The organism is Amorphus suaedae, from assembly GCF_053629675.1.
Window position 1 is genome coordinate 2,274,492 of record NZ_JBRJIT010000001.1, and the last position, 12,599, is coordinate 2,287,090.

At 68.4% G+C, this 12,599-nt stretch carries 10 protein-coding genes; 8 read left to right on the top strand and 2 right to left on the bottom strand.

All coding sequences use genetic code 11. The features are described 5' to 3' along the window. Entirely contained in the window at positions 1-1,464 is a 1,464-nt protein-coding gene (gene betB, locus AB7M35_RS10215) for a betaine-aldehyde dehydrogenase (protein ID WP_453959417.1), read from the top strand. A 53-nt stretch (positions 1,465-1,517) separates the two neighbouring features. Beyond that, positions 1,518-3,182: a choline dehydrogenase gene (gene betA / locus AB7M35_RS10220; protein WP_453959419.1), complete on the top strand. Its 1,665-nt coding sequence runs from the start codon at positions 1,518-1,520 to the stop codon at positions 3,180-3,182. An 86-nt stretch (positions 3,183-3,268) separates the two neighbouring features. Here the strand turns inward: betA and AB7M35_RS10225 are convergent, their stop codons facing one another. Continuing rightward, complete coding sequence (locus tag AB7M35_RS10225) at positions 3,269-4,183, bottom strand: LysR substrate-binding domain-containing protein (RefSeq protein WP_453959420.1); 915 nt, start codon at positions 4,181-4,183, stop codon at positions 3,269-3,271. Between the two features lie 184 nt (positions 4,184-4,367). On the opposite strand from AB7M35_RS10225, the gene phnA reads away from it, so the two are divergent. The 6 genes from phnA to AB7M35_RS10255 are packed head-to-tail and all read left to right on the top strand — an operon-like array spanning position 4,368 to position 11,919. Beyond that, positions 4,368-5,639: a phosphonoacetate hydrolase gene (phnA, locus tag AB7M35_RS10230; RefSeq protein ID WP_453959422.1), complete on the top strand. Its 1,272-nt coding sequence runs from the start codon at positions 4,368-4,370 to the stop codon at positions 5,637-5,639. Positions 5,640-5,643: 4 nt separating this feature from the next. Further along, positions 5,644-6,930, top strand: coding sequence for an alkaline phosphatase family protein (locus tag AB7M35_RS10235; RefSeq protein ID WP_453959424.1), 1,287 nt, complete (start codon positions 5,644-5,646; stop codon positions 6,928-6,930). A 3-nt stretch (positions 6,931-6,933) separates the two neighbouring features. Next, complete coding sequence (locus AB7M35_RS10240; RefSeq protein WP_453959426.1) at positions 6,934-8,475, top strand: ABC transporter substrate-binding protein; 1,542 nt, start codon at positions 6,934-6,936, stop codon at positions 8,473-8,475. Between the two features lie 5 nt (positions 8,476-8,480). Continuing rightward, the gene (locus tag AB7M35_RS10245) at positions 8,481-9,428 is read left to right on the top strand and encodes an ABC transporter permease (protein ID WP_453959428.1); all 948 of its coding nucleotides are present in this window, start codon (positions 8,481-8,483) and stop codon (positions 9,426-9,428) included. After that, positions 9,425-10,339 carry an ABC transporter permease gene (locus AB7M35_RS10250; protein ID WP_453959429.1) on the top strand — a complete coding sequence of 305 codons (915 nt, stop codon included), beginning with the start codon at positions 9,425-9,427 and terminating at the stop codon, positions 10,337-10,339. Before AB7M35_RS10245 ends, AB7M35_RS10250 begins: the two co-directional genes overlap by 4 nt. Beyond that, positions 10,336-11,919: a dipeptide ABC transporter ATP-binding protein gene (locus AB7M35_RS10255; protein WP_453959431.1), complete on the top strand. Its 1,584-nt coding sequence runs from the start codon at positions 10,336-10,338 to the stop codon at positions 11,917-11,919. The genes AB7M35_RS10250 and AB7M35_RS10255 overlap by 4 nt, the downstream gene beginning before the upstream one ends. 117 nt (positions 11,920-12,036) lie before the next feature. On the opposite strand, the gene AB7M35_RS10260 is transcribed toward AB7M35_RS10255, so the two are convergent. Then, positions 12,037-12,429: a hypothetical protein gene (locus tag AB7M35_RS10260; protein WP_453959433.1), complete on the bottom strand. Its 393-nt coding sequence runs from the start codon at positions 12,427-12,429 to the stop codon at positions 12,037-12,039. Positions 12,430-12,599 lie beyond the last annotated feature (170 nt).

Here is a 12,599-nt window from a genome sequence, read left to right on the forward strand (position 1 = left end):
ATGCGCGCTCAACCCACCGCCAGCCATTTCGTCGACGGCGCCTACCTGGAGGATGCCGAGGGCAAGCCCTTCGACAGCATCTATGCCGCCACCGGCGAGACCATCGCCAGACTGCACGCCGCGACGCCCGCGGTGATCGAGAAGGCGATGACGTCGGCCGTCCGCGCACAGAGCGAATGGGCGGCGATGATGCCCGTCGAGCGGTCTCGCATCCTGCGCCGGACCGCCGACATCATCCGCGAGCGCAACGAGGCGCTGTCGGAGCTGGAAACCCTCGACACCTCCAAGGCGATCCAGGAGACGCTGGTCGCCGACGCGACCTCGGGCGCCGATTCGCTCGAATGGTTCGCCTCCATGGCGGCCTCGATCGCCGGCGAGAGCGTGCCGCTGGGCACCGACTTCGCCTACACCGTGCGCGAGCCGCTCGGCGTCTGCGTCGGCATCGGCGCGTGGAACTATCCGACCCAGATCGCCTGCTGGAAGGCGGCGCCGGCGCTCGCCTGCGGCAATTCGATGGTGTTCAAGCCGTCCGAGATGACGCCGCTGTGCGCGCTCAAGCTCGCCGAGATCTTCATGGAGGCGGGCGCGCCGGCGGGCCTGTTCAACGTCGTCCAGGGCTTCGGCGAGGTGGGGGCGGCCCTGTCGACCCATCCGCTGACCGCCAAGGTGTCGCTCACCGGCTCGGTGCCGACCGGCGCGCGGGTCTACGCGGCGGCGGCGGCCGGCATGCGCCACGTCACCATGGAGCTTGGCGGCAAGTCGCCGATCCTGATCTTCGACGACGCCGATCTGGAGGATGCGATCGGCGGCGCCATGCTGGGCAACTTCTATTCCACCGGCCAGATCTGCTCCAACGGGACCCGCGTCTTCGTCCAGTCGGGCATCAAGGATCGCTTCATCGAGCGGCTGGTCGAGCGGACACGGTCGATCCGCATTGGCGATCCGCTGGATCCCGAGACCCAGATGGGCCCGCTGGTGTCCGAGGCCCAGCGCGAGAAGGTGCTGGGGTACGTCGAGAAGGGCCGCAGCGAAGGCGCGACGCTCTCCTACGGCGGCGGCGTGCCGTCGGGCGGCGCGTTCGATGCCGGCGCCTACGTGGAGCCGACGGTATTCTCCGACGTCACCGACCAGATGACCATCGCCCGCGAGGAAATCTTCGGGCCGGTGATGTCGGTGCTCACCTTCGAGACCGAGGAGGAGGGCATCGCCCGCGCCAATGGCACCCAGTTCGGGCTGGCCGCCGGCGTGTTCACCAGCGACCTCACACGGGGCCACCGGGTCGCCGGGGCGCTCGATGCCGGCATCTGCTGGATCAACACCTACAACCTGACCCCGGTCGAGGCGCCCTTCGGCGGCGTCAAGAAGTCCGGTCTCGGCCGCGAAAACGGCCGCGCCGCGATGGAATTCTACTCGCAGCTCAAGACCATTCACGTGGGCCTCGGTCCCGTCGAGAGCCCCTACTGAAACGATAAGGAGGCGGTGCCGGGCGATCCGTCCGGCTTTCCGTAGAGAATGATATGAGCGAAGCGGATTTTGTGATCGTCGGGTCCGGCTCGGCCGGTTCGGCCCTGGCCGCACGCCTGTCGGAGGACGGCAAGCACAGCGTGCTCGTGCTGGAATACGGCGGCACCGATGCCGGCCCGTTCATCCAGATGCCGGCGGCGCTTTCCTACCCCATGAACATGAACCGTTACGACTGGGGCTTCGCCTCGGAGCCGGAGCCCGGGCTCGGCGGGCGCCGGCTGGTCACGCCGCGCGGCAAGGTGGTCGGCGGTTCGTCGTCGATCAACGGCATGGTCTACGTGCGCGGCCACGCCCGCGACTTCGACCACTGGGCGGAGAGCGGCGCCACCGGCTGGTCCTATGCCGACGTGCTTCCCTACTACAAGCGCATGGAGCACTGGCACGACGGCGGCCACGGCGGCGATCCCGACTGGCGCGGCCGGTCTGGGCCGATGCATGTCACCCGTGGTTCCCGGAAGAACCCGCTGTTCCACGCCTTCGTGAAGGCCGGCGAGCAGGCCGGTTTCGAACTCACCCCCGACTACAACGGAGAGAAGCAGGAAGGCTTCGGTCCGATGGAGCAGACGGTCTGGAAGGGCCGCCGCTGGTCGACCGCAAACGCCTACCTGAAGCCCGCGCTGAAGCGCTCCAACCTCGACATGGTCCGCTGCCTGGCACGCCGGGTCGTCATCGAGAACGGCCGCGCCGTCGGCGTCGAGATCGAGCGCGGCGGCAAGGTCGAGATCGTCAGGGCGCGGCGCGAGGTGATTCTCGCCGCCTCATCCATCAACACGCCGAAGCTGCTGATGCTGTCGGGCATAGGTCCGGCCGCCCACCTTGCCGAGCACGGCATCGACGTGGTCGCCGACCGGGCCGGCGTCGGCAAGAACCTGCAGGATCACCTGGAGGTCTACGTCCAGCAGGCCTGCACCCAGCCGATCACCCTGTACAAGCACTGGAATCTGTTCGGGAAGGCACTCGCCGGGGCCGAATGGCTGTTCTTCAAGACCGGCCTCGGTGCCTCCAACCAATTCGAGAGCGCCGCCTTCCTGCGGTCGAAGCCCGGCGTCGAGTATCCCGACATCCAGTACCATTTCTTGCCGATCGCGGTGCGCTACGACGGCAAGGCGGCCGCCGAAGGGCACGGCTATCAGGCCCATGTCGGGCCGATGCGCTCGCCGTCGCGCGGCGAGGTCACGCTGAAGAGCGCCGATCCGGCGGACGCGCCGCGCATCTTCTTCAACTACATGTCCACCGAGCAGGACTGGATCGATTTCCGCCACTGCATCCGGCTGACCCGCGAGATCTTCTCCCAGCCCGCCTTCGAGCCCTATCGCGGCAAGGAGATCCAGCCGGGCGCGGACTGCCAGACCGACGAGGAGATCGACGCGTTCATCTGCGAGCACGCGGAGAGCGCCTACCATCCGTGCGGCACCGCCAGGATGGGGAAGGCGAGCGACCCGATGGCCGTCGTCGACCCGGAATGCCGGGTGATCGGCGTCGAGGCGCTGCGGGTGGTCGATTCCTCCATCTTCCCGCGCATCACCAACGGCAACCTCAACGGCCCGTCGATCATGGTCGGTGAGAAGGCCTCGGACATGATCCTCGGCAAGGCGCCGCTCGCCGCCGACAACGCCGAGCCGTGGATCAACCCGCGCTGGGAGACGTCGGACCGGTAGCAGAAGCGGACATGGGAGCCAGTAACTCCATGATTCTGCGGCTATTTCCTGCTCAAAAAGGCATTTCCACCTGATCGGAAAAGGCTCTAGCGCGGCGGCGCGTGCGTCGCCGCGCCAAGGCCTGCCGGCACGCTGTTCAGGTCGCCGTGGCCGGCTGCCCTCGGGCCGGCGCAGTCGCCGGCGGACTTGCAGAGCCAGTCGGCGACCTGCCGGGCGGCGGTGAGGTTGCCTCCTTCGGGATTGATCCCGACGCTATACGTCGCGCCGGCGACCCGCCGGTTCGGCCACGGCTCCACCAGTTGGCCGGCACGCAGCAGTTCCTCCACCAGAAACAGCGGTGCGACCAGCGCGCCGATGCCGGACAGAGCCGCCTCCAGCGCGATGTAGAAGTGCGGGAAGGCGATCGCCTCGGGCGCCGCGCGCGTGCCCGTCGCATGGGCGAACCAGCGGTCCAGTTCGCCGGCGCGCGTCTCGGCCGACACCAGCGGCAGCGCGCCCGGCGTTGACGCACCCGCCAGCCCCGGCGCCATCACCAGCCCCAGTTCCTCAACAAAGATCGGGCGCGGCCCGAACCGCGGCGACAGGGCCCGTCCCCGACGGATCATGACGTCGCAATCGAGCGCGTCCCAGTTTTCCGTCGTGTGGGTCGGCCGCACGCGCACGCGCACGCCCTGCCCCGCCGCCTGGAACGACGGCAGCCGCGGAATCAGCCAGCGCATGGCGAAGGTCGCAGGAGCAACCACGTTCAGCTCGGCCGCACCGTCCTCCGCCGCGATCTCATCAAGGGCGGTGGCGAGGATCCGGCACGCCTCCGCCATCGCTGCGGCCAGCCGTTCGCCAGTGGCATTGGGGATCATGCCGCGACGCTTTTCCGCAAAGAGCGGGCGCCCCATCCACTCTTCCAGAAGCGTGATCTGCTTACTCACCGCCCCGTGAGTCACGGATAGATCATCCGCCGCGCCCGAAACGCTCCCGATCCTGACAACACTTTCCAGCGCCATCATAGATTTCATTGGCGGTAGTCGTCGTTTTGTCATGTGAGTACCCCTCACATATGTCCGACTTTATTTCGTTTGATCGAAATCCTCGGATAAACATAATGGAACTACATTGAATACACGCCCTAAACGCATGATTTTATTATCATACAGCACGCCCATGGCGCTTTGATAACAGGGAGCAAGGATGTCCGTCGCACATCTCCGGCCGATGGCCACCGACGACCGGACGGTCGATGTCAACGGCCGCAGCTACCGCTGGCCGCAGCGGCCGGTGGTCGTGATCTGTTACGACGGATGTGATCCGGACTACGTCGAGGCTGCCCGCCGCGACGGCGTCGTGCCGAACATGGACCGCATGGTGCACGACGGCTTCGCCGGCGAGGCGCTCGCGGCGATGCCGACCTTCACCAATCCGAACAACGTGTCGATCGTCTGCGGCGCCCCGCCGAGCGTCCACGGCATCTCCGGCAATTACTTCCTCGATGTCGCGTCCGGCAACGAGGTGATGATGCTGGACGACGCCGGCATGGTGGCGCCGACGATCCTCTCCGGCTTCTCGCTTGCCGGGGCCGAGGTCGCGGCTGTCACCGCCAAGGACAAGCTCCTCAAGGCCCTGGCGAAGGACATGGACGGGATCGCGTTTTCCGCCGAGAAGGCGCATCTGGCGACGCTGGAACGCAACGGCATCGAGGATGCGACCCGTCTGGTCGGCCGCCCGACCCCAGGCCAGTACCAGCCGGACCTCTCCCTCTTCGTACTGGACGCCGGCGTCCGGCTTCTCGAAGAGCGATCGCCCGACCTCCTCTACCTGTCGCTTTCCGACCTCGTCCAGCACAGCCACGCCCCCGGCACCCCGGATGCCAACGCCTTCATGGCCGAGGTCGACGCGCGGCTCGGCCGGCTGGCGGAACTCGGCGCAACCGTCGGGATCGTCGCCGACCATGGCATGACGGACATGGCGACCGCCGACGGCAGCCCCAACGTCGTCTATCTCGGCGACGCGCTGGACGCGCGCTTCGGCGAAGGCCGCACCCGCGTCATCTGCCCGATCACCGATCCTTTTGTCCGCCACCACGGCGCGCTCGGCGGGTTCGTCCGGGTGCACCTCCTCGACGCCGGCCTCGATGCCGAGGCGGTGCTGGCACACATCGCGGCCATAGAGGGTGTCGACCTGGCGCTTGCCAGAGACGAGGCCTGTGCGCGCTTCGAGCTGCCGGCGGACCGCGAGGCCGACATCGTCGTCATCGGCGCAACTGGCGTGGCGCTCGGCGCCCGGGCGGCCGACCACGATCTGTCACAGCTCGCCGGTACAAGGCTGCGATCCCATGGCGGCCTTTCCGAGCAGCGGGTGCCGTTCATCCTGTCGCGCCCGCTCAACGCCGCCTACCGCTCCCGCGCCCAGGGGGCCCTGCGCAACTTCGATATCTTCGACTTCGCCATCAACGGGACGGATTGAGGCCATGGCCCGCGTCATCGCGATCATGCTGGACGGCCTCAGGCGCGACTTCGTGCGCCCGGAGATCACGCCCAACCTCTGCCGGTTCGCGGCACGGGCAACCGCTTTCGATGCCCACCGGTCGGTGTTCCCGTCGGCCACCCGTGTCGTGTCGGCGGCCTTCGCCACCGGCTGCCATCCGGCCCGCAACGGGCTGCAGGGCAACGCGATGGCTCTGATGGAAAACGGTCGGCTCGTCCTGCACGACGCCGGCAAGCCGGAGTTCCTGCAGCACAAGCGCAGCGTGACCGGCTGTTCGCTCGCCATGCCGACACTGGCCGAACGTGTGGCGCCCCATGGCGGTGCGATCATCTTCAACAATGTCTCGCCGGGGGCAGCCTACGCCCACGACCCCGACGGGCACGGCCACGTCTATCACCGCGCCGGATCCTTCGGGCCCGGCCGCATCCCGGTGCCGGAGCAGGATGCGCTGTCGATCACGCTCGGCATCGACGGCGACCGGGAAATGACCCGCCGCTTCCTCGACGAGGCGGTGGCCGGTGGCGCGGCGTTCGCGCTCCTCTGGCTCTCCGAGCCCGACACCTCGCAGCATGCGCTGCCACTCGGCTCGCCGGAGCATCTGGAACTCATCCGCGAGGTCGACGCGCTTGCCGGCACCGTCATCGACGCGGTCGACGCCCGCATCGCCGCCGGTGAGAACATCCTGCTGTCGGTGGGCTCCGACCACGGCCACCAGACGGTCACCGAGACCATCGACGTCGCCGGATCCCTCGTCGACGCCAAGCTCAAGGCCTCGTTCGCATCCGACGACGTCGTGGTGGCGCCCAACGGGACCGCTGCCCTTATCTACGTGCACCCCGACCATGCGCGACGGAGCGACGCGATCGCCGCGCACCTCGACGCACAGCCGTGGGCTGGCGCTGTGATCCGGGGCGCGGCACTTGCCGACGTCGGTCAGGACCCCGAGGCCGGCCCCACGATCGCGCTGTCCATGGCGGCGAGCGACGCCGCAAACGCATTCGGCGTGCCGGGCGTGAGCGCTGCGGTCATGCCCGGGCCGGGCAAGACCGACCGCACCGGCTGCGGCCAGCATGGCGGTCTCGCAATCCGCGAACAGTCCCCCGTCCTCATGCTGTCCGGCCGCGGATTCACGCCCGGCGCGCGTCGCGACGCGCCGACCTCGGCCGTCGACCTCGCCCCCACCTTTCTCGCCCATCTCGGCCTTCCCCCCGAGGACCTCGACGGGCGTGCCCTGCAAGCCGCTTTCCCCTCCCAGACGCCGGAGATCTGAAACATGAAATCCCCTTCGCTCACCCGTCGCCAGCTGATGCTGGGCGTCGCCACCACCGCGCTGGTCGCAACCCTTCCGATCTCGCTTCATGCACAGGACGTCACCCGTGGCGGCGTGCTGCGCTACGCGACGCTCGGCCTGGACACCTCCGATCCGCACCGCCACACCGGCTCGATCGCCGTGCAGCAGCTTTATGCCGAGGCGCTGACCTCCATCGGGCCGGATGGCCGCGTCGAACCGTTCCTGGCGGAAGGCTTCGAGGTTTCCGACGACGGCATGGCCTACACCTTCACGCTGCGTGAGGAGGTCAAATTCCACAACGGCGACACGCTAACTGCCGACGATGTGGTCGCCAATGTCGAGCGCGTCCGCTCCAACGTGAAGGGCGGCTGGCTCGCCTCCGCCATGAAGCTCGTCGACGGAGTGGAAGCTACTGACGGCCGCACGGTCGTCATCCGGATGACCGAGCCTTACGCGCCGCTGACAAACCTTCTCTCGGAGCTCTGGATCCTGTCGCCGAAGTCGCCGGGCTGGGAAGAGACCATCACCACCCCGATCGGCACCGGTCCGTTCTCGTTCGGCGAATGGCAGCCGCAAGTCCGGCTCTACGCCCCGGCCCACAAGGACTACTGGCGCGGCGGCATGCCCTATCTCGAGGCCGTCGAGGCCAATCTGCGCGAGGACCTGGACAAGTCCGGCGCAATGCGCGCCGGCGAGCTCGACATCGCCAGCGTCGCCCGCGACGAGGCGACCCAGCTTGCCAAGAGCGGCGACATCCGAGTGAGCACGCTGAAGGACTCCACCTGGTACTTCGTGTCCTTCAACAATCGCAAGCCGCGCCCGCCGTTCGACGATCCCCGCGTCCGCGAGGCGATCATGTACGCGGTCGACAAGCAGGCCTTCATGAACTTCCTGGCCGGCGACGACGGCGTGGTCACCAACCAGATGGTCATGCCCGGCCATGTCTACTTCGACCAGGCGCTCCACGACGCCGACAAGCACGCCGCCCCGCATCTCGACAAGGCGAAGGCGATGCTCGCCGAGGTCGGCGTCACGCCGGAAGACGTGACCATCGAGTTCGTGTCCTGGCAGGAGAACTATCCGCAGGTCATCGTGCAGATGGTGCGCCAGCTCGGCTTCAAGGTGAACCACGTCGCCCTCGATGACCTCGGCGCTCAGAACCGTCTCAGCCAGTACGACTGGGACATGAACACCATGGCCTCGGGGCCGCGCGCCGACATCTTCCTCCGCTTCGTCCGACTGATGAGCGACGGCCCGAACCCGGTCCTGTGGGGCGGCGTCCAGGATCCCGAACTCGACGCACTCATCAAGCAGGCGGTGGCGGAGACCAACGAGAACAAGCGCAAGGCGCTCTATCTCGCCGCCTGGGAGCGGGTGATGGGCAACTACTACACGGTCGTGCTCGGCCACGCCGCCAACACCATCGCCATGCGCGAGGCGGTGCAGGGCTACGAGCCGGGCTTCACCTGGTCGCCCAACTGGGCGACCGGCGGCGTCGCCCAGACCTGGCTCCGGCAGGACTGACGGTCATGGCGCTCGCATCCGGCCACCATGACCTCGGATCCCTTCGGCCCGACGTCATCGCCATGCCCGCTTCGACCGAGCGGAAGCGGGATGCGGGCGCACGACGACACACCCCGGGGGTAATTTCCCCCGGGGCGCTCATCGGCGGCGCAATCGTCCTCGTCATCGTGCTGGCGGCCATCTTCGCGCCGCTGATCGCCCCCTACGATCCGCTGGCCCAGGATCTCCTGAACCTGAACAAGGCGCCGAGCGCGACCCATCTCCTCGGCACCGACCATCTCGGACGCGACGTCTTCTCCCGGCTCCTGATGGGTGGGCGCACCACGCTTCTCGTCGGTCTCGGCGGCACGCTGGTAGCCTTCGTCATGGGGGCTTGCTGCGGCCTGACCGCGCTGGCGCTCGGGCGGATTCCCGAAGCGATCGTCTTCGGCGCCATCGACATCGTCCGTGCCATGCCGGGCATCCTGCTGGCCCTGTTGCTGATCGTCGCCATCGGCGCCGGAACCGGGCCAGTGCTGCTGGCCCTCGGCCTCTCCTATGCGCCCCATTTCGCCTATATCGCCCGCGCCGCCTACAAGCGCGAGGCGGCCCAGGACTATGTGCGCGCCGCCGGCCTGTTCGGCGGCGGCAGGCTGCACGTCCTCGCCCTCCACATCCTGCCCAACGTCATGGGAGGGCTGATCACCCAGACGGCGATCGTCCTGCCGCGCTGCATCGTGACGGAGTCGGTGTTGAGCTTCCTCGGTCTCGGCGCCTCGCCCGATGCACCCACCTGGGGCCGCATGGTGTCGGACGCCAGCCGCTATCTGGAGATCGCGCCCCACGCGATCCTCGCCCCGGTGATCGCCCTGATTGCGCTGACCGTGAGCCTGCTCCTGGTCGGCGATGCCCTGCGCGCTCACCTCGATCCCCTGCGCCGCGTGAAGCGAGCGACCGCGGAGGTCGCATCGTGACCGCGCGTCTCCTGGGGCTCGGCGTCAGCCTCGCGCGCATGGTGCTGCAGGCGGCGGGCATCATCGTTCTCGTGTTCCTGCTCTGCCGCGTGGTCCCCGGCGATGCCGTCGACCGCTTGGCCCTCGAAGGTGGCCTGAGCAGCGCGCAGGAGAGCGCGGTGCGCTCCGAACTCGGCCTCGACCGCTCGCTCACAACCCAGTTCGTCGACTGGGCCGGCAATGCCGTCCGGGGCGATTTCGGCACCTCGCTGCGCTACCACCGGCCCGTGTCGGGCATGCTGGCCACGGCGCTGCCCTCGACCCTGAAGCTGGCGGTCTTCTCGTTCGTCTTCGGGCTGGCGCTGGCGGTCGGACTCGCGGTTGCTGCCACCATGACCGGGAGCCGCTGGCTCTCCAGCCTCGTCAATCTCGTCAATGTCTGGTCGATCGCGCTGCCCACCTTCTGTGTCGGCGTGATCGCCATCCTGATCTTCTCCATCTGGCTCGGCTGGCTGCCGGTGCTCGGCGGCCTGCTCATGCCGGTGATCATCATCGGCATGGACAATGCCGGACAGATCGGCAAGCCGCTGTTCGAGGAACTGCGCGAGGCGGCGACCTCCGCCCATGTGCGGACCGCACGAGCCAAGGGCCTCGGGCCGTGGCGCATCGCGTTCTTCCACCTGCTGCCGACCGCCTTGCCGGTCGCACTCGCCATGTCGGGACTGGTGCTCGCCGGCCTCGTCGCCGGCACGCTGACCATGGAGATCCTGTTCGGGCTTCCAGGGCTCGGGAGCCTCATGCTCAACGCCATCCACGGCCGCGACTACCCCGTCGTGCAGGCGGCGATCACGGTCGCGGCCGTCGGGCTGGTGGTCGTCAACGCGCTCATCGACATCGTCCACCGCACCGTCGACCCGAGGATTTCGCGATGACCGGCACGCCGCTTCTAGACGTCCGCAACCTGCGCGTCGCGACCGCCGACACCGCGATCCTCAACGGTGTCTCCTTCCCTCTCGAGGCCGGCCGCACGCTTGCCCTGATCGGCGAGTCCGGATCAGGCAAGTCGATGACGGCGCTTGCGATTCTGGGCCTGCTGCCGCGCGGCGTGAACTACGGCCCCGACGCCCGGATCCTGTTCGAGGGCGCTCCGCTGCCGCTCGGCGACGAGTCCGGCATGCGGGCGCTGCGCGGGCGGCGGATCGGCGTCGTGTTTCAGGATCCGATGGCCTGCCTCAATCCGTTCATGCGCGTGGGCCACCAGATCGACGAGGCGCTGGTGCGCGCCGGCATGCGCGACGCCGCCATGCGCAGGCGGCGCGTCGCCGACCTGCTGGAAGAGGTCGAACTGCGCGCGCCCGCCATCATCACCCGCTATCCCCACGAGATCTCCGGTGGTCAGCAGCAGCGCGTCATGATCGCCATGGCGCTGGCCGGCGAGCCCGATCTGCTGATTGCCGACGAGCCGACAAGCGCCCTCGACGCCACCATCGCGGTGGAGATCATCGCCCTTCTCGCCACCCTTCAGGAGCGGCGGCGGATGGCCATGCTGTTCATTACTCACGACCTGTCGGTTGCCGGCGCGCTTGCCCACAAGGTCGCCGTCATGCACCGGGGCAACCTGGTCGAGATCGGTGCGGCCGACGAGGTGCTGTCGCGGCCGCATCACCCCTACACAAAGGAGCTGGTTGCGGCGCGCGACACGCTCCATGGGTCGGCGGCTCCGGTCAGCATGCGCGGCGCGGCTTGCCTTGCTGCCACCGTCGGCCTGTCCGTCGACTATCCCGGCAGGGGACTGTTCGGCCGGTCCACCCGGGCCGTGCACGACGTTCAGGTCGCCCTCCACGAGGGCAGGACACTCGGCATCCTCGGCCAATCCGGATCGGGGAAGAGTACGCTCGCCGCCGCCCTCTGCGGGCTGCGACCGCCCGCCACCGGATCGATCCGGCTGCTCGACCGCACCCTGACGCCGGACGCACCGCATCTGCCGCGCGCGCTGCGCCGTCCGATCCAGTTCGTGTTCCAGAACCCCCACGGCGCGCTCAATCCCCGGCTGACCGTGCGCCGCCTGCTGGGCGAGCCGCTGGTGCTGGCCGGCCTCGCCGATCAGGCCGCGGCGCGCATCGAAGCGGCGCTGGAGGAGGTCGGGCTGGAGCCATCGCTGGCCAGCCGCTATCCCCACCAGTTGTCGGGCGGCCAGCGCCAGCGCGTCTGCATCGCGCGGGCGCTCCTCTGCGAGCCGCGGATCCTTGTCTGTGACGAAGTCGTCTCCGCCCTGGACATGACCGTCCAGGTGCAGATCCTCGCGCTGCTGCGGCGGCTTCAGGCCGAGCGCGGCTTCGCGATGGCCTTCATCGGTCACGACATCGAAGTGGTGCGCTGGATTTCAGACGAGATCGTCGTCATGCACGACGGACACATGGTCGACCGGTTCGAGGTCGCGGACTTGGGATCGACCGTCCGCCACGAGCAAACCCGTCGGCTCCTGTCGAGCCAGCCCCGGCGCGCTGCCTGATCACCGGAGCGCCTGACCTCGGTGCCTGGCTGCTCCCGCAGCCCCACAGACGACGAAGCCGCCGGAGGAACGGATCCTCTGGCGGCTTCGGTTGGGCCCAGGTGAGCCGAGCTTGCCTTACGCGGTCAGCGCATCGGCACACGCGTCGGCCCCGTTGCGGGTCGCCGACGTTTCACCGGGCATCGTCGCCCAGCCGCCTTCCTCGACGTATTCGCGCCGCTTGTAGGAGCTGGTGATGGCGTTCAGTTCGGTCAGGCGCTCCGAGGAGTTGTCGGCGGCGTTGAACCGCGCGACGCAGATCTCCGCGACCAGCTTGCTGCGCGCCGCCTCGGCGGAGGCCTCGCTGGCATCGCGCGCCTTGGCGCCGGTGACCCACCCGCCCCAGGTGAAGCCGATCACAAGAGTGGCGGCGACACAGGCGATGCAGCCCCAGAGCATGACGGTTTTCGTCGGCTGATACGCTTCCCAGCGCTTGGACATCGAGGGCTTCGTGTCGGTCGGTGCGGACATATGGAGGTTCCTTCTGGGTTGATGCTTATTGTTGGTTTCTTGGGGCGACCGGCCGCCGGCCAAGACAGGGCCAGCGGCGTCAACGGCCGGAAGCGGACACCGGCGCGCATCTGGACGCGCAGAAACGGGCTGCCGTGGAACGGCACACGCGGTCTCGATCGTCTGCAGAA

Bases quoted from the DNA above. Each gene is read 5' to 3' on its own strand.
- phnA (WP_453959422.1), top strand. From the start codon at position 4,368: ATGTCCGTCGCACATCTCCGGCCGATGGCCACCGACGACCGGACGGTC.
- betB (WP_453959417.1), top strand. From the start codon at position 1: ATGCGCGCTCAACCCACCGCCAGCCATTTCGTCGACGGCGCCTACCTG.
- AB7M35_RS10255 (WP_453959431.1), top strand. From the start codon at position 10,336: ATGACCGGCACGCCGCTTCTAGACGTCCGCAACCTGCGCGTCGCGACC.
- AB7M35_RS10260 (WP_453959433.1), bottom strand. From the start codon at position 12,429: ATGTCCGCACCGACCGACACGAAGCCCTCGATGTCCAAGCGCTGGGAA.
- AB7M35_RS10235 (WP_453959424.1), top strand. From the start codon at position 5,644: ATGGCCCGCGTCATCGCGATCATGCTGGACGGCCTCAGGCGCGACTTC.
- AB7M35_RS10225 (WP_453959420.1), bottom strand. From the start codon at position 4,183: ATGGCGCTGGAAAGTGTTGTCAGGATCGGGAGCGTTTCGGGCGCGGCG.
- betA (WP_453959419.1), top strand. From the start codon at position 1,518: ATGAGCGAAGCGGATTTTGTGATCGTCGGGTCCGGCTCGGCCGGTTCG.
- AB7M35_RS10240 (WP_453959426.1), top strand. From the start codon at position 6,934: ATGAAATCCCCTTCGCTCACCCGTCGCCAGCTGATGCTGGGCGTCGCC.
- AB7M35_RS10245 (WP_453959428.1), top strand. From the start codon at position 8,481: ATGGCGCTCGCATCCGGCCACCATGACCTCGGATCCCTTCGGCCCGAC.